The organism is Bradyrhizobium sp. Crot121 (assembly GCF_059512385.1).
Window position 1 is genome coordinate 62,529 of the sequence record NZ_JCAMOR010000036.1, and the last position, 16,866, is coordinate 79,394.

The 16,866-nt window shown below is 61.8% G+C and carries 20 protein-coding genes and 1 pseudogene; 13 read left to right on the top strand and 8 right to left on the bottom strand.

The window, feature by feature from the left end; translation table 11 throughout:
• Positions 1–10: 10 nt before the first annotated feature.
• Entirely contained in the window at positions 11–844 is an 834-nt protein-coding gene (locus AC5ZGW_RS27175) for a cytochrome c oxidase subunit II (protein ID WP_028163039.1), read from the bottom strand.
• Between the two features lie 522 nt (positions 845–1,366).
• Between AC5ZGW_RS27175 and AC5ZGW_RS27180 the strand changes: the two genes are divergently transcribed.
• On the top strand, positions 1,367–2,266 hold the full coding sequence (locus tag AC5ZGW_RS27180) for a DUF2189 domain-containing protein (RefSeq protein ID WP_028163040.1): 900 nt from the start codon (positions 1,367–1,369) through the stop codon (positions 2,264–2,266).
• 462 nt (positions 2,267–2,728) lie between these two features.
• Here the strand turns inward: AC5ZGW_RS27180 and AC5ZGW_RS27185 are convergent, their stop codons facing one another.
• Together AC5ZGW_RS27185 and AC5ZGW_RS27190 are read right to left on the bottom strand one after the other, a co-directional pair.
• Positions 2,729–3,490, bottom strand: a complete 762-nt coding sequence (locus tag AC5ZGW_RS27185) for an SDR family oxidoreductase (protein ID WP_130225417.1) — start codon at positions 3,488–3,490, stop codon at positions 2,729–2,731.
• A gap of 105 nt (positions 3,491–3,595) precedes the next feature.
• Entirely contained in the window at positions 3,596–4,822 is a 1,227-nt protein-coding gene (locus AC5ZGW_RS27190; protein ID WP_130225418.1) for an MFS transporter, read from the bottom strand.
• Between the two features lie 176 nt (positions 4,823–4,998).
• Between AC5ZGW_RS27190 and AC5ZGW_RS27195 the strand changes: the two genes are divergently transcribed.
• Entirely contained in the window at positions 4,999–5,934 is a 936-nt protein-coding gene (locus AC5ZGW_RS27195; RefSeq protein ID WP_130225419.1) for a LysR substrate-binding domain-containing protein, read from the top strand.
• A 310-nt stretch (positions 5,935–6,244) separates the two neighbouring features.
• On the opposite strand, the gene AC5ZGW_RS27200 is transcribed toward AC5ZGW_RS27195, so the two are convergent.
• Together AC5ZGW_RS27200 and AC5ZGW_RS27205 are read right to left on the bottom strand one after the other, a co-directional pair.
• Positions 6,245–6,481, bottom strand: coding sequence for a hypothetical protein (locus AC5ZGW_RS27200; protein ID WP_245287231.1), 237 nt, complete (start codon positions 6,479–6,481; stop codon positions 6,245–6,247).
• 558 nt (positions 6,482–7,039) lie between these two features.
• Positions 7,040–8,143, bottom strand: coding sequence for a trypsin-like peptidase domain-containing protein (locus AC5ZGW_RS27205; RefSeq protein ID WP_130225420.1), 1,104 nt, complete (start codon positions 8,141–8,143; stop codon positions 7,040–7,042).
• Between the two features lie 229 nt (positions 8,144–8,372).
• On the opposite strand from AC5ZGW_RS27205, the gene groES reads away from it, so the two are divergent.
• The 11 genes from groES (at position 8,373) to AC5ZGW_RS27260 (ending at position 15,015) form a co-directional block, all read left to right on the top strand.
• On the top strand, positions 8,373–8,687 hold the full coding sequence (gene groES, locus AC5ZGW_RS27210) for a co-chaperone GroES (RefSeq protein WP_165435176.1): 315 nt from the start codon (positions 8,373–8,375) through the stop codon (positions 8,685–8,687).
• 45 nt (positions 8,688–8,732) lie between these two features.
• Positions 8,733–10,355, top strand: coding sequence for a chaperonin GroEL (gene groL / locus AC5ZGW_RS27215; protein WP_130225422.1), 1,623 nt, complete (start codon positions 8,733–8,735; stop codon positions 10,353–10,355).
• Positions 10,356–10,560: 205 nt separating this feature from the next.
• Positions 10,561–10,890 (top strand): hypothetical protein, encoded by a 330-nt coding sequence (locus tag AC5ZGW_RS27220; RefSeq protein ID WP_130225423.1) that lies wholly within the window; start codon positions 10,561–10,563, stop codon positions 10,888–10,890.
• Positions 10,891–10,949: 59 nt separating this feature from the next.
• A complete protein-coding gene (locus AC5ZGW_RS27225; RefSeq protein WP_130225424.1) occupies positions 10,950–11,198 on the top strand; it encodes a hypothetical protein in 249 nt (82 codons plus the stop codon).
• 141 nt (positions 11,199–11,339) lie between these two features.
• On the top strand, positions 11,340–11,783 hold the full coding sequence (locus AC5ZGW_RS27230; protein WP_130225425.1) for an Hsp20 family protein: 444 nt from the start codon (positions 11,340–11,342) through the stop codon (positions 11,781–11,783).
• A gap of 78 nt (positions 11,784–11,861) precedes the next feature.
• A complete protein-coding gene (locus AC5ZGW_RS27235) occupies positions 11,862–12,365 on the top strand; it encodes an Hsp20/alpha crystallin family protein (RefSeq protein ID WP_165435177.1) in 504 nt (167 codons plus the stop codon).
• Between the two features lie 73 nt (positions 12,366–12,438).
• The gene (locus AC5ZGW_RS27240; RefSeq protein WP_130225426.1) at positions 12,439–12,939 is read left to right on the top strand and encodes a hypothetical protein; all 501 of its coding nucleotides are present in this window, start codon (positions 12,439–12,441) and stop codon (positions 12,937–12,939) included.
• Positions 12,940–13,041: 102 nt separating this feature from the next.
• Positions 13,042–13,542 carry a glycosyltransferase gene (locus tag AC5ZGW_RS27245; protein ID WP_463328075.1) on the top strand — a complete coding sequence of 167 codons (501 nt, stop codon included), beginning with the start codon at positions 13,042–13,044 and terminating at the stop codon, positions 13,540–13,542.
• Positions 13,439–14,248 carry a glycosyltransferase family 4 protein gene (locus tag AC5ZGW_RS27250; RefSeq protein ID WP_496113990.1) on the top strand — a complete coding sequence of 270 codons (810 nt, stop codon included), beginning with the start codon at positions 13,439–13,441 and terminating at the stop codon, positions 14,246–14,248. The genes AC5ZGW_RS27245 and AC5ZGW_RS27250 overlap by 104 nt, the downstream gene beginning before the upstream one ends.
• A gap of 346 nt (positions 14,249–14,594) precedes the next feature.
• Positions 14,595–14,786 (top strand): hypothetical protein, encoded by a 192-nt coding sequence (locus tag AC5ZGW_RS27255; RefSeq protein ID WP_130225427.1) that lies wholly within the window; start codon positions 14,595–14,597, stop codon positions 14,784–14,786.
• A gap of 67 nt (positions 14,787–14,853) precedes the next feature.
• On the top strand, positions 14,854–15,015 hold the full coding sequence (locus AC5ZGW_RS27260) for a hypothetical protein (protein WP_165435178.1): 162 nt from the start codon (positions 14,854–14,856) through the stop codon (positions 15,013–15,015).
• A 609-nt stretch (positions 15,016–15,624) separates the two neighbouring features.
• Here AC5ZGW_RS27260 and AC5ZGW_RS27265 read toward each other — a convergent pair.
• From AC5ZGW_RS27265 to AC5ZGW_RS27275, 3 genes and pseudogenes are all read right to left on the bottom strand, one after another.
• Positions 15,625–16,011, bottom strand: coding sequence for a YybH family protein (locus AC5ZGW_RS27265; RefSeq protein WP_130225428.1), 387 nt, complete (start codon positions 16,009–16,011; stop codon positions 15,625–15,627).
• A 27-nt stretch (positions 16,012–16,038) separates the two neighbouring features.
• Positions 16,039–16,466 (bottom strand): annotated as a pseudogene (locus tag AC5ZGW_RS27270) (glutamine--tRNA ligase); the annotation flags it as partial.
• A gap of 40 nt (positions 16,467–16,506) precedes the next feature.
• Positions 16,507–16,866, bottom strand: a 360-nt coding sequence (locus tag AC5ZGW_RS27275; protein ID WP_496113991.1) for an enoyl-CoA hydratase-related protein, incomplete at its 5' end; no start/stop codon positions are given.

The following is a 16,866-nucleotide window of genomic DNA, read 5'->3' on the forward strand; positions in this document are numbered from 1 at the left end:
GGCGGTATGCTCATTCGCTGCCTGTCTTGTACGCCGCCTTCGCGACGTTGCGCTGGCCCGACAGCTCAGCGAATGTCCGCTGTTTCTCCAGCCACGCGTGATATTCTTTCTCTTCCTCGACGACGACCTTGCTGCGCATTTGCGCGTGCGCGGCGCCGCAGAGCTCTGCACAGAGGACCTCGAACGTTCCGGTGCGCGTGGGCATGAACCAGTAATAGGTCACCGAGCCTGGTATCATGTCCATCTTGGCCCGGAACTCGGGCACATAGAAATCATGCAGGACGTCAATTGAGCGGAGCAGCACCTTCACAGGCTTGCCGATCGCCAGGTGCAGATCGTCGTTTTGAACAACGATGTCGTCTTTTCCGTTCGGATCGTCGGGATTCAAGCCCATGGGATTGTCGGCACTGATAAGGCGGGCGTCGGTGGTCCCCAGCCGGCCGTCTTTTCCAGGAAGCCGGTAGCTCCATTGCCACTGCTGTCCCATGACCTCGACTTCGGTCGCACCGGCCGGGACGGTCACGAACTGGTGCCAGACGACCAGTCCCGGTGCCAACATCGCCGCGACGCCGATTGCTGTCCCGACGCTGAGCCACCATTCGAGCCGCTTGTTTTCAGGATTGTAGTCCGCCCGCCTTCCCTCCTTGTGGCGGAAGCGGAAGACGCAGTAGGCCATGAACGCGACGACCGCGACGAAGACCGCGCCGGTGATCCAGAATGTCAGGGTGATGGTGTCGTCGATGTAGCCCCAATTCGAGGCAAGCGGCGTCCACCACCACGGGCTGAAGAGGTGGAACACCACGGAGGCGATTGCGACCAAAAGCAGAATAATTGCTACAGCCATCCCTCATGCATCCTTGCCGCTAAAAGGCTGCGGATACGAACCGGAGGGCGGAGCTCACGTCTGTCGCGATGGCGGACTTTACATCCGCTGTCGTCGTGCCTCTTGCCTCGCCCATTCCACTGGTCGCGACGCGGATTGCACGCCACGACCGCAAGTCTCATCGGAGCTGGGGGCGTTGGATGAAGGATGGTACGCGTCGAGCCGGGCGTCAATAGTGGAGTATGCCGCGCCCCGCGTCAGCGGCGTCGCGCAAACCGTCAATTGTCGGACGGCAACCGTCGCCTGATAATGCGACGCAACAAGAGAGATTGTGCAACCGCACAATTCACCCAACCGTGAGCGCCATCTTGCTCTCATCTCTTTAAGCTCCTACACCATTGCGACAGGTGTCGCCCGGCAAAGCTCCTTCTCGCTGAATCTGGCTCGCCGGGCTCGATCGCGATTTCCGCGCATGAGGCGAATGTGCGCGAGTTGAAGGCCGCGCCGTTCCCCCTTGCGATCACGAGCAAGGAGACCGGAGCCATGGCCACTCAGTATTTTGCAAGACCTCACCTGCAATTCTTCGGCGTCTCCACCGCCTATGCCGTTCGCAGGATCAGCCTTTCGGACTTGCGCGACGCGCTGCGCCTGGGCTGGGAAGACTTCCAAGCGATACCAACTCACGCTGTCGTCCTGTGCGGAATTTATCCTGTTCTCGGTCTTGTGCTGTTCAGGCTGGTCCTTGGCTATTCGGTGCTGCCGCTGCTGTTTCCACTGGCGGCCGGTTTTGCGTTGATCGGCCCTTTTGCCGCGCTCGGCCTCTACGAACTCAGCCGCCGCCGCGAACGCGGCGAGGAACCCGCGGCATGGCATGCGATGCACGTGCTGAGCGCACCGTCCTTCGGCGCCATTCTCGGCCTCGGCGTGCTCCTGCTCGTTTTGTTCGGGGTCTGGATCGCCACCGCGGACGCTATCTACGTTGCCACGTTCGGCCATGCCGCGGCCGCGAGCATCCCTGATTTCGCAACGCGCGTGCTGACGACGCCGGAAGGCTGGTCGCTCATCATCATTGGCTGCGGCGTCGGCTTCCTGTTCGCCGTCGTGTCCCTGTGCGTCAGCGTCGTATCGTTTCCGTTGATGCTGGACAGACATGCCACCGCGATAGACGCCATCCGGACGTCGCTGCGGGCCGTGAAAGAGAACCCATTTGTGATGGCCGCATGGGGGCTGATCGTGGCGGCGCTGCTGGTGATCGGTTCGCTGCCGTTCTTCGTCGGCCTCGCTGTCGTGCTGCCGGTGCTCGGTCATGCCACCTGGCATCTTTATCGGAAGGTGGTCGAGCCCGACCCGAATCCCCCCCAGGAGGAGCCTCGCACGCCGATAGGTCATCGCTACGCAGCAGATTTCCCGGCGTCGCTGTTCCCGTGGAGCCACGAACGCTAGCCGGAGCGCCCTTGAACCTGCCAGCCCGGCCGTTGGCGCCATTCAGGTCATCAAAAGAAATCCCCAGCGATCGGGTAAGATCGCTGGGGCTTGCTATCAACTTTGGTTGCGGGGACCTGCAACCATCTCAAATTATTAGTTGAGGCAACGGCTAGAGGGGCTGATCGGTCGGACGGAAGGGATAGAGCGAAACTCGAAGTGGCGGAGAGACGGTCAGTCAATCCCCGTTGAAAGACAAAGCCCTCTACGTCCGCTTTGTCCCGATAGCGACCAAGTTCGTGGGGCAACGCAGGATATCGCGATGGGCCAGAAGCTGACATGGATCTTCCCCAGGGCGGCAATTCATTGTTCATGTCTGCTGCATGCGCGAGCAAGTCGTCTCGAAAGGCGCGACTTCCAAGTCGCATGGTTTTGCGACTTGATGGTGTGTCGAGGAAAGATCCCGGCGCCAAATCCTGTTGCTCACTTGCCGCCAGTGACATCGAGGAACGTGCCAGTGATGAACGAGGCCTCGGCGCCGGCTAACCACAGGATCGCGCGCGCCACCTCTTCAGGCTGCCCGCCTCGTCCCATCGGGATCGAGTCCTTAACGCGATCTACCCGCCCCGGCTCTCCGCCGCTCGCATGCATTTCGGTGTAGATGTGTCCGGGGCGAATGCAGTTGACGCGAATTCCGTCGCGCGCGACCTCTTTGGCGAAACCGGTCGTGAATGTCTCCAGCGCACCCTTCGATGCGGCGTAGTCGACATATTCGCCCGGACTGCCGAGCCGGGCCGACGCGGACGAGACGTTGATCACGGAGCCGCCCCGCCCGTTGTACCGATAGGACATCCGCCTGGCGGCCTGCTGGGCGCAGAGAATGGGACCAATCGCGTTGACGGCGAAGATCCGCTGCATCCGCTCGAAACCAAGGTCCTCAAGCCGGGACTGCCGCGCAAGGACAGCAGCGTTGTTCACCAGGACATCGATCCGGCCGAACTCCCGGTCGATCGCCGCGAAGAGCTGCGCCACCTGCTCCGGATCCGCACTATCCGCGCGCACGGGCAACGCCCGCCGCCCCGCGGCTTCCACATCAGCCGCCACTGCAAGGGCGGCAGCTTCGTTGGAGACGAAGCTGATCGCGACGTCGTAGCCCTGCGCGGCAGCAAGCCGCGCAGTTGCCGCGCCGACGCCACGACTTCCACCCGTTATCAGAATGAGCGGCGCCTGCGAGGTGGTATCCATTGAGCGAACCTCCATGTAGTGATGGGATGATGATCCAGGACTGTGACCGGCCGATAGGCACGGCGCGGCGACATTGGTCGTTCCGCCGCCCGTCCGGGATCGGCATCAAACGAACTTCTCGCGCGGTCCTGCGGCGGAGCTGCGCAGGTGGGGCCGCAGGGCCAGCACGAGTGGGACGACCAGGGCGGCAGTCGCCGCCGAGGCCAGCACGCCGATCATCCGACTGCTGTGATCGGCAATCGCGCCGTAGAGGATCGGCGCGAGACCTCCTGCGCCGATGACGCTCGTATAGAAGACCGCGAAAGCCCGCCCCGTATCGCCGTCGGAAAGCTCCGGCACGGTGCCATAGAGCACCGACGAGGTGCCGTTCAGCACGATGCCGAGCAACGGCAGCAGGATGAGCGTTGACGCCAGTGGCGTGAATAGCGTCGCCACGATGAGCAAGGCTGTTACGGCCTCGCTCACCATGACGCTACCGACAACGCCCAGCCGCTCGCCGAGCCAGCCGAATGTCGCCTTGCCGAAGGCGCCACCGATGAACAGCAGGGCAAGCGCGACTCCAACGGCCGGCAAGCCCCCGCCCTGTCCATGGATGAGGAAGGGCAGAAACAGCAGATATCCCATGCGGGTCGCCGTATCGAGCGCGCCGATCGTCGTGAGGATGCCAAAGCCGCGGCGGCCGCGGCCGGACGTCGCCTCTCCCGTAACATTCCTCGTCACGGAGGCCGCCGGTGCCAGCGACACCAGCGCGACCACCAGGACGGCTCCAAGCATCGCCATCAAGCCCAGCACCGATTGCCAGGCGAAGGTCGGCAGCAGCACCGCGATGAGCGCCGGCAACGCGGCTTTTCCGAGATCGCCCGAAAAGTTGTAGATGCCGAGCGGACGTCGCGCCGCCGTGCCATAACTGTCGGTGACGAGCATCGAACCACGTGGGTGCTGGATGCTCGATCCGATGCCGGCTACGACGAGGCCGACGCAAAGACCCGCGAAGCCGAACGGCAGCGCCATGATCAGCAAGCCCCCCGCCGCAGCGACGGTGGACAGGACTAGCGCCGCGCGCGGCGACAAGCCGCGAAGAACGCGGTCGGCCGGGATCTGCATGCCCCCCATCGTCCCGAAATACAGTGCGCGCACGACGGCGAGCGCCGCATAGGACAGGCCGAACTGCGCCTGCCAGACCGGCAGGAAGGCATAGAGACCGTCGGTATAGCCGTCATGAAGCGCGTGGGTGAGGGACGCGGCCAGCAGGCTGCGCGATTTCGCCGGGGCCGATGAACTTGATGCGGTTTCGCGCGGACGGCTGGCAGCCGCCATCGCTGCGTCGTTCATGTCGATTCCTCCGCTTCCGGGGGGTTAAGGAGAGCTCTTGCGATGATAGAAAATCTACATTGCGATCTGTTTCGGGCCCGCCGGCGCGCTGTTGCTCGCGATGATTCCACTCTGAACTATTGAAGCAACCGTCACAAATCAGTAATAATCGAGCTATGAGTTAGGATTTCTATCCAATGAGTATTCCCGTCCAGCGCAGGACTTTGCCACCGCTCAACGCCGTCCGCGCTTTCGAGTCGGCAGCTCGTCTTGGCAGCTTCAAGGAAGCGGCGATCGAATTGGGCGTGACACATGGCGCAATCAGTCAGCAGGTGCGCCTCCTTGAGGATCGGCTGGGAGCGCCCGCGCTGTTCTGGCGATCAACGCGGCGGGTCACGCTCACTCCAGCCGGCACAGCGCTGCTCGAGGAGATCGGCCCGGCGCTCGACCGCATTTCGTCCGCTGTCCGGCGCCATCACGCGACACGCGGCGAAGTGCCAGCCGCCGTGCTGCGCGTCAACGCGCTGGCGACGTTCAGCATGCGCTGGCTTCTTCCCCGGTTGAGCCGTTTTCGCGACGAGCGACCCGACATCGAGGTCCGCCTCACCACGTCAAACGACCCGATCGACGCGCTTGCCGAGACGTTCGACGTGGTCATCCGCGGCGGCCCGGATTCGTTTCATGGCTTTACGTCCCGGCTGTTTCTTTCGGAGCGCCGATTGCCGGTCTGCAGCCCCGCACTCGTAGCGAAGCTGCCGCTGGAGGACGTTTCCGATCTCGCGCAGCACACGTTGCTGAACGTCACGTCGATGCCGCGGCTATGGCACGATTGGCTGGTGCAAGCCGGACAGCCTCGCGTCACCCCGGCGGCGACGCTGACACTCGATCATTTCTTTCTGACCATTCAGGCGGCGATCGATGGTTTGGGCGTGGCGATGGGACCGACCGCCCTGATCGGCGACGACGTCGCGGCCGGCCGCCTGATCGCGCCGTTTCCCGATGTCAGCCTTCCGGCGAGGAGCTACTTCGCCTACTTGCCCACGGGCACCGAAAGTGGCTCACAGACAGCGGCGTTTTGCGATTGGCTGGAGCAAGAAGGGCAGCAATCCGGCGGAAACGCAACGGCCGCATGACGAACTGACCATGCCGCCTGGGCTCGCAAAACCCTCGAACGTTCCGCAGCGGCTATTGTTCAACGCTTTTATCGATCGTTGCTGCTAGTCTGGATTTCGGTTGTTGCAAATCCCGGACCCGAGCCGGACATGCTTCAACGTCGGTCAAGGGGCCCTTGCCAATGCAAATGTCAGCTTCCGGTCACGATGGGTCATTGAATGCCACGCTGAGCGGTGTCCGGCCTCTCCCCGTGAGCTGACGCGGCGATCTTCCATCCGGGTTTCGACTATAGGCCACAAGGCGACCTCGGAGGCAGCCGATTCGGGTGACCTACCGCTCTAGCTCTGTGCGAATTCGATCACGGTGCTGGATGTGCAGCACCTGACATGCATTAAAGTTCTCCAGAAGTATCTTAGCTTCCGCTAGATCGTGGCCGAGGCGGGCGAGGTTTACAATCCGTTGCTCTTGCTCAGCAATGTGTCGTTCTGCCTCGGCAACGTGCCGCTCGGCTTCCTCCAAGTGACGAAGCTGCATCGCGCGAACTTCTGATTGAAGAAGGTCTGACATAGCTCGCTCCCGTCCTGTGCAGGCGGGAGCGCAACCGTCTCTCAGCCACCAGCGCCCGTATCGCTCACTGCCAGTGATGTCCTGACTCTACCATCACCTGATCAGGCAGCGGGATGAATTCGTGGTGCTGTCGCCCGAGGAAAGTGTCGGGGCGGGGGCAAGTCTGGAGAACCCTGATGGGGGCTGAGACAGTTCGCTTGGCCTGTCGAATGACGCGGTCAAGTGCGGCGGCGTTCTCGCGATGGATCATCGGATAATGAGGGCCGTTCATGGTCGTCACCGGGACCAGATGTTGGGTTGATCCGGCAACGTTGACCCAATCGTCTCAAAAAACGAGAGCCTGCGCCCATTAACAATGTCAGAATCCGGTGACGGCCAATTGCCCAACTCCGGCAACCGGCCGAGGATGCTGCGTTCGGCCTTTACGCTGCTCGACGTGTCCGGTCCGGGACACAAGCGGCATTACGATGCCGCGTTCAGCGAAGTCCGGTCTACCGCGGCGAGCCGACGTAACAATCCCTAATGCAGTCTTCAGCTATGGCCACAAGCGGACATCGCTCACCCGGGCCCTCGCACCCGCGCCCTTTGATCGCTCAGCGGAACAACCTCCACCGTGGCACTTTCGGTCATGCGGTCGCGCTCGATCGTCAGCCGCACCTGCCGGCCGACCGGCGTCAGCCCGATCAGGTTGCGCATCTGCGTCGCGCTGCGGACGGGGACGGGAATGTCGTTGGCCTTGAGGATGATGTCGCCGCGGCGCAGCCCCGCGCGCTCCGCCGGAGAGCCGGGACTGACTTCCTTGATGCGGGCGCCCTGCGTCGCGCCCGTGGCCGGCGCTTCCATGTCCTCCAGCGCAATGCCGATGCGCCCGCGCTCGACTCGTCCGGTCGCCGCAAGCTGGTTCATTACCTCGCGCGCCATGTTGATCGGCACCGCAAAGCCAATGCCAACATTGCCGCCGCCCGGCGAGATAATCGCCGTATTGATGCCGACCAGCTGACCTCGCAAGTTGATCAACCCGCCTCCAGAATTGCCGGGATTGATTGCCGCATCGGTCTGGATGAAATCCTCATAGCCGTGCTTGCCGAGCCCGGTGCGCCCGAGCGCGCTGACGAGGCCCGAGGTGACGGTCTGGCCGAGGCCGAACGGATTGCCGACCGCGATCACGAAGTCACCGACCTGAAGCGCGTCGCTGTCGCCGAGTGCAATAGCCTTGAGCCCGGCAGGCTCCCTGATCTGCAGCAGTGCGATATCAGTGGGCGGATAGCGGCCCACAACCCGACCGGCGAACTTGCGGCCGTCCTTGGTCCTGATCTGCACTGCGGTGGCATTGGCGACGACATGGTTCGCCGTCAGCACATAACCGCGCTGGGCGTCGACGATCACGCCCGAACCGGTCGCGCTGACTTCCTTCTCCAGTTGCTTCGGGACGTTGAAGAACTCGCGGAACAGCGGATCCTGGTAAAGCGGATTGTCCTCGCGCACCCGCCCCTGTACCGAAATGTTGACGACCGCCGGCGTCACTTCCCGCACGAGCGGCGCAAGCGTCGGCACGCGGCCTGTATTGAGGTCCGGAATCTGGGCGGTGGCCGGCGCTGCCGACAGCGCCCACCACAACCCGGAGATGACGCCCAGCCATCCGAGCAAACGCAAAACTCGCATGAAATCTCCCCCAGAATCTGTCTTTCGGCCTCCAGCGGCCGCCGCGTCGGTTAGCTGGTTGAGCGAAAATGGCCGTTTAAGAGGCAGCCTGGCACTCGGTCGCCCGGAGTGACAAAAATTTATTTAGGGACCCTTGACGGACTTTTTTCCGCTTCCTAGGTCGTTTTCCGCCCGGGGCCGGTCCCGGACCCGGCTTTATGACATCGCTGACCTGACAAGGAGGATGTGCATGCATTTCCGTCCATTGCACGACCGCGTGCTCGTGCGCCGCATCGATGCCGAAGAGAAGACCGCCGGCGGCATCATCATTCCCGACACCGCGAAGGAAAAGCCGCAGGAGGGCGAGATCGTCGCCGCGGGGCCTGGCGCGAGGAATGAGCAGGGCCAGTTGACCCCGATCGACGTCAAGCCGGGAGACCGCGTGCTGTTCGGCAAGTGGTCCGGCACAGAGGTGAAGATCGACGGCCAGGACTACCTGATCATGAAGGAGAGCGATCTTCTGGGCGTGGTCGACAAGACCGGCTCGCTCAAGAAGGCCGCCTGAGCAAATTGCAAGAGCTGACAGTCATTAGGAGAAAGGAGCAGGCAAATGGCTGCCAAGGACGTGAAATTCTCCACGGAAGCCCGCGAGCGGATGCTGCGGGGCGTGGACACGCTGGCCAACGCCGTGAAGGTCACCCTCGGTCCCAAGGGACGCAACGTCGTGATCGAGAAATCCTTCGGCGCACCGCGCATAACCAAGGACGGCGTCACCGTCGCCAAGGAAATCGAACTGGAAGACAAGTTCGAGAACATGGGCGCACAGATGGTGCGCGAAGTCGCCTCCAAGACCAACGACCTCGCCGGCGACGGGACGACGACTGCGACCGTGCTGGCCCAGGCCATCGTCAAGGAAGGCGCGAAATCCGTTGCCGCTGGCATGAACCCGATGGACCTCAAGCGCGGCATCGATCTTGCGGTCGACGCCATTGTCAATGACCTCAAGTCCCACGCCAAGAAGGTCACCTCCAACGAGGAGATTGCCCAGATCGGCACCATTTCGGCCAATGGCGATACGGAGATCGGCCGCTTCCTTGCCGATGCGATGCAGAAGGTCGGCAATGAGGGCGTCATCACCGTCGAGGAAGCCAAGAGCCTCCACACCGAGCTGGAGGTGGTCGAGGGCATGCAGTTCGACCGCGGCTTTGTCTCGCCCTACTTCGTCACCAACACCGAAAAGATGCGGGTCGAACTCGAGGATCCCTACATTCTGATCCATGAGAAGAAGCTGTCCGGTCTACAGACCATGCTGCCGCTGCTCGAAGCGGTGGTGCAGTCTGGCAAGACGCTGCTGATCGTGGCCGAGGATGTCGAGGGCGAAGCGCTTGCCGCGCTCGTGGTCAATCGACTGCGCGGCGGCCTCAAGGTCGCGGCGGTGAAGGCGCCAGGCTTCGGCGATCGCCGCAAGGCCATGCTGGAGGATATTGCAATCCTCACCGGCGGCACCGTGATTTCGGAAGATCTCGGCATCAAGCTCGAGAATGTCACGCTGAAGATGCTCGGGCGCGCCAAGAAGGTCGTGATCGACAAGGAGAATACGACCGTGGTCGACGGCGCCGGGCCCAAGAAGGACATCGAGGCTCGTGTCACCCAGATCAAGTCGCAGATCGAGGAGACCACCTCCGATTACGATCGCGAGAAGCTGCAGGAGCGGCTGGCCAAGCTCGCCGGCGGCGTCGCCGTAATCCGTGTTGGTGGTGCGACCGAAGTCGAGGTCAAGGAGAAGAAGGACCGGGTCGACGATGCCATGCATGCGACTCGCGCTGCGGTCGAGGAAGGCATTCTGCCGGGCGGCGGCGTGGCGCTGCTGCGTGCGCTGAAAGCGCTCGATGGCTTAAAGACCGCCAATGCCGACCAGAAGGCCGGCGTCGATATCGTGCGCCGCGCCATCCAGGTGCCGGCGCGGCAGATCGTCCAGAACGCCGGCGAGGACGGCTCGCTCGTCGTCGGCAAGCTGCTCGAGAACTCCGACTACAATTGGGGATTCAACGCGGCCACTGGCGAGTACCAGGACATGGTGAAGGCCGGCGTGATCGATCCCGCCAAGGTCGTTCGCACCGCCTTACAGGACGCGGCCTCCGTCGCGGCTCTGCTGATCACCACGGAAGCACTGGTCGCCGATAAGCCCAAGAAGTCCGAACCGGCCGCGGCAACGCCGCCGACGGATTTCTAATCAAGCACGCGCCCGGCCGGAAACGGCCGGGCTCTCCGCCAACCGCGACGAGAAAGGAAGCTCACAAGCGCCAGGGAGCCTCAGATGAGCACTCGCATTCAGGATCGATCGCGCAAGGTTGGGGCGACGGCAATGCATTGGCTCATGTTCGCCCTCAGCCTTCTCACGATCGCATGGATCAGTTTTCCAACGACAGGAGGATGAGATGACCCGAAACTACGCATCCAGCTCGGCTTGGCCCAAGACATCAGGACGCGGCGTCCGCAGAACCGTCGCAGCCGCTTTTGCCATGGCGATGGCGCTCGTGCCCGTTAGCGCCTGGGGGATGGATAGTACGCCAAGGTTGGTGCTCGACAGCGCGGGCCACCTTCTGCCGCTGCCAGCCATTTCCTATCTGGAGTCGGTCCGCTGGATGAGCTGGAAACCGCGGTCCCCGCTTTTCAAGACCGATATCCTGCTGTTGCCGGACAATATTCAGCCAGGCTCCTTTCAACTTCCATCCGAACATGAGCGCAGCTTGCCGAGACTGAGCTGAGTCCGCACGTGGCGCGATCCGCGCTGCATGGGTCGCGCCTGCTGCTACTGAGGGCAACCATGTTCGAATTGGCACACCGTCAGCAGATTTCCGAGCGCTCCGATTCACACCTGCCCGACGCCGTGCGCGCGTTCCTGATCGAGAGCGACCGGCGGGTGATCGCGCATTGCCATAGCTTGCTGAAGGGAAGCGGCCTATCCGCTGAGGAGCGCCGCCGGTTGATTCGTCTCGCCAGCGAGGCCGAGGCTGAGCTGGAGCATCTGGCCGCCCAAGCTGGGGAGCAGCAAAAATTTCGGGAGCGCCCTTGAAACCATAGTTGTTTTTCGTAGTTCTGTTTTGCCGCAAGGCTGCGGCGCCGGATGCCAGATCGGGTCCGGCGGACTGAACTGGGCGCCGGACCGGTGTCCTGCGCTCCTTCGTATCCATCTTGCTCTTAGGAGGACTTGGCTATGAGGAACTTCGATTTCACTCCCCTGTGGCGGTCGACCGTCGGATTCGATCGCATCTTCGATCTGCTCGACGAGACGCAACGGACCGTCGAGGAACACTATCCACCCTACAACATCGAACGGCTGGGCGAAGATCACTATCAGATCACGCTTGCGCTCGCCGGTTTCAGCCCGGACGAGATCGCGATCACGGCCGAGCAGAACGTGCTGACCGTCGAGGGCCGCAAGGCCAACGAGGCGAAACGCGATTACCTCTATCGCGGCATCCCGGCCAAGGGTTTCAAGCGGCAGTTCAATCTTGCCGATTATGTGCAGGTGAAGACGGCAGCGTTCGACAACGGACTGCTGCGGATCGAGCTCGTCCGCGAGCTGCCCGAGACGATGAAGCCCCGCCGCATTCCGATCGGCGGCACCGAGCAGATCACCCACAAACAGGCGGCCTGACGCCGTCCGTGTCCAACGACATTGGTGCGCATGGTGCGGCATCCGCGCCACCCGGCGTATTTGAGGGAGGAGTCCAACATGACAATGCGCGATCTAATTCCGTGGAACAAGAACCAGCAGCTCACGACGGGCGAGGCTTACGATCCGTTTCTGACGTTTCACCGTGAGATGAATCGACTTTTCGACGACGTCTTCCGCGGGTTTGGCAGCTTCGGCAGCGTCGGCCGGCCCGGGTCCCCGCTGATCGAAGGCCAGTTTGGCTGGCCGCGCATCGAGCTCAGCGAAACCGACAAGGCCGTGACGATTTCCGCCGAGCTTCCGGGACTGAGCGAAAAGGACGTCCAGGTCGAAATCGCAAACGGCGTCCTCTCGATCCGCGGCGAGAAAAAGGCCGAACACGACAATGGCGGGCGCTACAGCGAACGCTACTATGGCTCGTTTGAGCGTCGTATCCCGCTCGATGGCGTCCAGGAAGACAAGGCCGAAGCCAACTTCCGCAATGGCGTCCTCACGGTGAGCCTGCCGAAAACCGAGCAAGCCAGCCAGGGCGTCAAACGGATCGCCATCAACACCAGCAACTGACGTGCCCAGGACGGCGGCGCCCGCGTCGCCGTCCGCCACCAACCTGCAGAAAGGAGCAAGAGGAGAGCAAGACATGAGCAGGCCTGATCGTTTGACGGGCAGTGTAGATGCCTCATTTCATCCTGTATCTCACTATAGTTCGCCAGCCGATGTCCTGAATGATGAGGTGCTGTCGCCTCCTGAGAAACGGGTCATTCTCTCCTCCTGGGCTTCGGACCTGTACACCGTCGATTCCTGCCCAGCCCTTCGCAAGATCCCGGGGCTTGCTGCTCCCATGCATCTTGAGGATATCCTCGCAGCGTTGCGGCAGCTCGACGAAGAGGAGAAAAGGGGCGGCGCCGCTGCGGTAAGATTCACCGCACAAGCGCAGCAAGCAGCGAGAAATCGCCAGCCCCGCATCGCTATCTCGGCGAAGTCTCGGTGGAGCAGTGCGGCCAATGTGCGGCGGTATCGCCGATTGCTCGCAACGCATTTGACGGAAAACGAGCGGCGGTTGGTCGAGCACAGACTGGCGGAGGAGCTTGCTCAACTCAGAAGTCAAAGCAATGTCACTGAATCATCGGAGTCTCAGTAGAGATCCGCGGCCGCTGCACCTCTGGCGATGTGCGGCCAAGCTCGTGAACACATGAGGGCCTCAGGCAACGCCGGCTCAGAGTAACGAAGGACGGACTGAAAAATGAGGATTGCTCAGATTGCCCCGCTGTACGAGAGCGTGCCGCCGCGGCTCTATGGAGGAACGGAGCGGGTCGTCTCATACCTGACGGAGGAGTTGGTTCGGCAGGGACACGAGGTGACACTGTTCGCCAGCGAAGATTCCATCACCTCTGCCGAACTTGTACCCTGCACGCCGCGCGCCTTACGCCTCGAGCCGGGCGTCCGCGACGCTGTACCCCACCACATGATCATGCTCGACAAGGTGAGAGAGCGCGCCGACGACTTCGACCTCCTCCACTTCCATATCGACTACCTGCACTTTCCGCAGTTTCGCCCGGAGCGTGCTCGCACGCTAACCACCCTTCACGGCAGGCAGGACCTTCGCCGACCATATGCCTTTCTACCGGCGGTTCGCGGACATGCCGCTGGTATCGATTTCAAATGCGCAGCGCATGCCGCTGCCAAACGCAAACTTTGTCGCGACAGTTCATCATGGCCTGCCGCTCGATCTACTGACGCCTAATTTCGAACCGAAAGGCGGCTATCTCGCATTTCTTGGACGCATCTCACCGGAGAAACGGCCGGACCGTGCTATCGCGATTGCTCGATCGGCCGGCCTTCCCCTCAAAATCGCGGCAAAGGTTGATAAAGCAGACGACAGCTATTTCCGCGACGTTATCGCACCGATGCTGCAAGGAGGCGGAGTGGAATTTGTCGGCGAGATCAACGAAAACACAAAGAACGACTTTCTCGGCCAGGCTGCCGCATTGCTGTTCCCGATCGACTGGCCCGAACCGTTCGGTCTGGTGATGATCGAGGCCATGGCATGTGGTACCCCGGTGCTTGCCTTCCGCCATGGGTCGGTCCCTGAAATCGTCGAGGACGGACTGACCGGCCGGATCGTGTCTGACGTGGAGGAGGCGGTGCGCGCCATTCCGGGCCTGCTGGCCCTCGATCGCAAGGCGATCCGTGCGCGCTTCGAGGAGCGCTTCTCCGCCGCCCGTATGTCAACGGATTACGTGAGGCTCTACCAAAAGATGCTCCGAGAGCACGCCGCGTCCGACGGACGGCTATCGACGCTCGCCGCCCGTTCGGCCCCACCAGCGGACACGGATCAGAAATACCATCCGCAGCATGGAAGGATAATTGAAACAGCAATTAAGCCGAAATCGAATATCGGAGGTCAGCGATGCCGACCGGTTTCTATTCCGGTCTTCCCCAATCAATGAGGAGGAACGGATTTACGTGGAGTCGCTGATCCGAGAGGATTTTGAGCGTTGCCATCCCGATGACAGGCTCGACTATCTTAGACGCCGGGGGCGTTTTCCAAAGAGGACAAGGGACTGTTGCGGGACTGGATGGCGGTAGCGGTCCGCCGCGTCGCTGGTACGACGATCTATCAATCTCGCCGGCTCGATTTGCGGGCATTCAAGCCGAGGGAACCGACTCATCGGATTTTGCTCAGAAAGACTGTCTATGTCCGAAAGGAGAATAAATCTCGCTTCGGCTTAACACAGGTAAGTGGACTCGCTGCTCGGATGAGGTGATGCTACTTTTTCCCGAGTGGAGGCGTGCATGGGTTTTTCGATCGAAGGCGGTTCTAAAGAGGACTTTCAAATCGTGATTATCGTGGTGGATAGGCTGGAACAGGAAAGGGCTGAGCTGCTTGCTCTTCGAAAAAAGGTGTCGGACACGGCCGCTGGGCGAAGGGTCTGCAGTGCGCCATCGCGCTCAATCGCCAAGAACGACGCCAAACCGAGGACATGAGCCATGAAGGACCTCACCGGAAAGTGGCACCAACTTCGAGCTGATGCGAAGCACTGCCGACCTCGGCATGTCGGCGACCGATCCACGTCAACGCGAGCTGTTTAAGCATTTAGGTGATGAGCTTGCTATCGCGGCGCTTGAGCTGGAACAGGTCGTGAGAAGCCAAAACCCGCATTCGGATTTGGACGAGCAGTGCGACGTCCTGCCCAAAGCCATCGCCGGCAAATGAGTCCCCCGGCGCTTGCGGCGCGACTGTTGGCCGAAGATGCTTCTCGTGACTTGGTGGTCCGTAACCTCCTCTTTCCAACGATGTTCCTACGCTTGCGAGATCGCTCCTGCGTCCACCTGACACAGGCGCTGCGTTTCGATCGCAAATTCCGCGTCGCCCACGAGTCGCGTTCTGGGGGGGGCGAGTGCGGGACCCAAACCCCGTCATTGGCCTCGCCAACCTAGTCGGGCCGGCTTGGCTCGGCAGAGATTCGAAGAGCGTCGATGACCAAGCAAATGGTCGATCGTGGCAAGCGGGCTCTATCGAACGCCGCGCCAGGTTGACGTGGAGGCGCTTCTGATGCGCCGCTTCGGCGCTCGGCCGCCCGATACGCGCAGCGCGGCCGCCCCGGCTACCGGTGACGTCGTTGTCGCCTCTGCGCCTTCGGCGAAGCCTGTCGCCTTTCCTACTGCCGAGTCCGGCGATGACGGGCCGGGGTGGACTTGGCTTCGCCTCACCTGCTCTTCGGCGGGCGACTCCACGGGGGCAAGAGCAATTGGGATATCGCGCGATTCACGTGCGAGCGCAGCATTTCTGTCAAGCGCTCCCTCCATGATGGCCCTGCACTTGTTAAATCAAGGGCGCCTTCGACGAGACGTGATGGCTGACGATTTTCCAGTCGCCGTCCTCGCGGGCGATCACCCAGGTGATCTTGAGCGACAGTTTTATCGCACCTTGATCAACGTCAAATGACGCCGTGCCGGCGACATTGACCAGATCGGGGCCGACCTGTTCGAAGACGACGTCGCTGAATTGAACGGTAGATGTCCGCCACCGCGGCAATCCCCTGAAGTAGGCCGCAACACCGTCTCTCCCGCGATACAGTTTCGGGTTCGAGCCGAAGAACAGCGCGTGCTTCGAATAAAGCGAGGAAAGCGCGTCGGCGTCCAATCTGCTGAAAGCCGCGGCCCATTTCGCGATGATGTCGGATGCGATGTCGTCGGAAGCATGTGGCATCGAATATCCAATCGTTTTGAACGGGCTTCAGCCCCTGGCGTATTCCTTGGCAGAGGTGTCGCGTAGGCCGACAGTACGGTTGAACACCAGCTTTTGTGATGTCGATTGCCTGTTGCGCACGAAATAGCCCTTCCGCTCGAACTTCATCACCTCGTTCGAATTGCTTTCGACCACGCTGGCCTCGATCCGCGCGTCGGACAGCACTTCCATCGACTGCGGATTGATGTCGGCGGCAAAATTGCCGGCTTGGGGCTCGGCTTGGCGAACACTGATTGTAAACGCGGATTTCGGCTAGGTGCGACTGGGCGCGCCAGCAGCCAATGCATGGTGGCCTTGACCTTGCGTCCGCCCGGCGCGTTGCCGCCGCGGGTCGCGCAATCCTAGGTACAGCGCAGCTCGACCACCGCGCCGACGTCGTTCTTGATGACGCCGGTGCATTTCATGAAATGGGCATAGGCTCAGGGGGAGCGACAGAACGCGATAGTCCTTGTCTTCTTAGAGCGGACAGTTCGGTTGAAATGCCGGCGGTCTCTTTTCCACGAGAGCCGCAAGGCCTTCCTTCACTTCCGGTCCTGTAAATCCCATGAATTCAAGCGCCAACGAAGCATCGAATGTCGGCCCGGCCTGCCGGAGCCAATTGTTGAGCGCGTATTTCGTCCAGCGAATGGCACTCGGCGGTCCTGCAGCAAGACGGCCGGCAACTTCGATCGCTTTTGCGTCCAGTTCAGCGTCCTCGCAGCACATCGATACGACACCGATCCGCTCCGCCTCTTCGCCTAAAAGCTGATCGCACAGCAACAGATAGTATTTTGCCTTCGCCATTCCGCACAACAGCGGCCACACAATCGCCGCATG

What these genes read in the sequence shown, in the direction of transcription:
- AC5ZGW_RS27175 (WP_028163039.1), bottom strand. Translation starts at nt 844, where the DNA reads ATGGCTGTAGCAATTATTCTGCTTTTGGTCGCAATCGCCTCCGTGGTG.
- AC5ZGW_RS27180 (WP_028163040.1), top strand. Translation starts at nt 1,367, where the DNA reads ATGGCCACTCAGTATTTTGCAAGACCTCACCTGCAATTCTTCGGCGTC.
- AC5ZGW_RS27185 (WP_130225417.1), bottom strand. Translation starts at nt 3,490, where the DNA reads ATGGATACCACCTCGCAGGCGCCGCTCATTCTGATAACGGGTGGAAGT.
- AC5ZGW_RS27190 (WP_130225418.1), bottom strand. Translation starts at nt 4,822, where the DNA reads ATGAACGACGCAGCGATGGCGGCTGCCAGCCGTCCGCGCGAAACCGCA.
- AC5ZGW_RS27195 (WP_130225419.1), top strand. Translation starts at nt 4,999, where the DNA reads ATGAGTATTCCCGTCCAGCGCAGGACTTTGCCACCGCTCAACGCCGTC.
- AC5ZGW_RS27200 (WP_245287231.1), bottom strand. Translation starts at nt 6,481, where the DNA reads ATGTCAGACCTTCTTCAATCAGAAGTTCGCGCGATGCAGCTTCGTCAC.
- AC5ZGW_RS27205 (WP_130225420.1), bottom strand. Translation starts at nt 8,143, where the DNA reads ATGCGAGTTTTGCGTTTGCTCGGATGGCTGGGCGTCATCTCCGGGTTG.
- groES (WP_165435176.1), top strand. Translation starts at nt 8,373, where the DNA reads ATGCATTTCCGTCCATTGCACGACCGCGTGCTCGTGCGCCGCATCGAT.
- groL (WP_130225422.1), top strand. Translation starts at nt 8,733, where the DNA reads ATGGCTGCCAAGGACGTGAAATTCTCCACGGAAGCCCGCGAGCGGATG.
- AC5ZGW_RS27220 (WP_130225423.1), top strand. Translation starts at nt 10,561, where the DNA reads ATGACCCGAAACTACGCATCCAGCTCGGCTTGGCCCAAGACATCAGGA.
- AC5ZGW_RS27225 (WP_130225424.1), top strand. Translation starts at nt 10,950, where the DNA reads ATGTTCGAATTGGCACACCGTCAGCAGATTTCCGAGCGCTCCGATTCA.
- AC5ZGW_RS27230 (WP_130225425.1), top strand. Translation starts at nt 11,340, where the DNA reads ATGAGGAACTTCGATTTCACTCCCCTGTGGCGGTCGACCGTCGGATTC.
- AC5ZGW_RS27235 (WP_165435177.1), top strand. Translation starts at nt 11,862, where the DNA reads ATGACAATGCGCGATCTAATTCCGTGGAACAAGAACCAGCAGCTCACG.
- AC5ZGW_RS27240 (WP_130225426.1), top strand. Translation starts at nt 12,439, where the DNA reads ATGAGCAGGCCTGATCGTTTGACGGGCAGTGTAGATGCCTCATTTCAT.
- AC5ZGW_RS27245 (WP_463328075.1), top strand. Translation starts at nt 13,042, where the DNA reads ATGAGGATTGCTCAGATTGCCCCGCTGTACGAGAGCGTGCCGCCGCGG.
- AC5ZGW_RS27250 (WP_496113990.1), top strand. Translation starts at nt 13,439, where the DNA reads ATGCCGCTGGTATCGATTTCAAATGCGCAGCGCATGCCGCTGCCAAAC.
- AC5ZGW_RS27255 (WP_130225427.1), top strand. Translation starts at nt 14,595, where the DNA reads ATGGGTTTTTCGATCGAAGGCGGTTCTAAAGAGGACTTTCAAATCGTG.
- AC5ZGW_RS27260 (WP_165435178.1), top strand. Translation starts at nt 14,854, where the DNA reads ATGTCGGCGACCGATCCACGTCAACGCGAGCTGTTTAAGCATTTAGGT.
- AC5ZGW_RS27265 (WP_130225428.1), bottom strand. Translation starts at nt 16,011, where the DNA reads ATGCCACATGCTTCCGACGACATCGCATCCGACATCATCGCGAAATGG.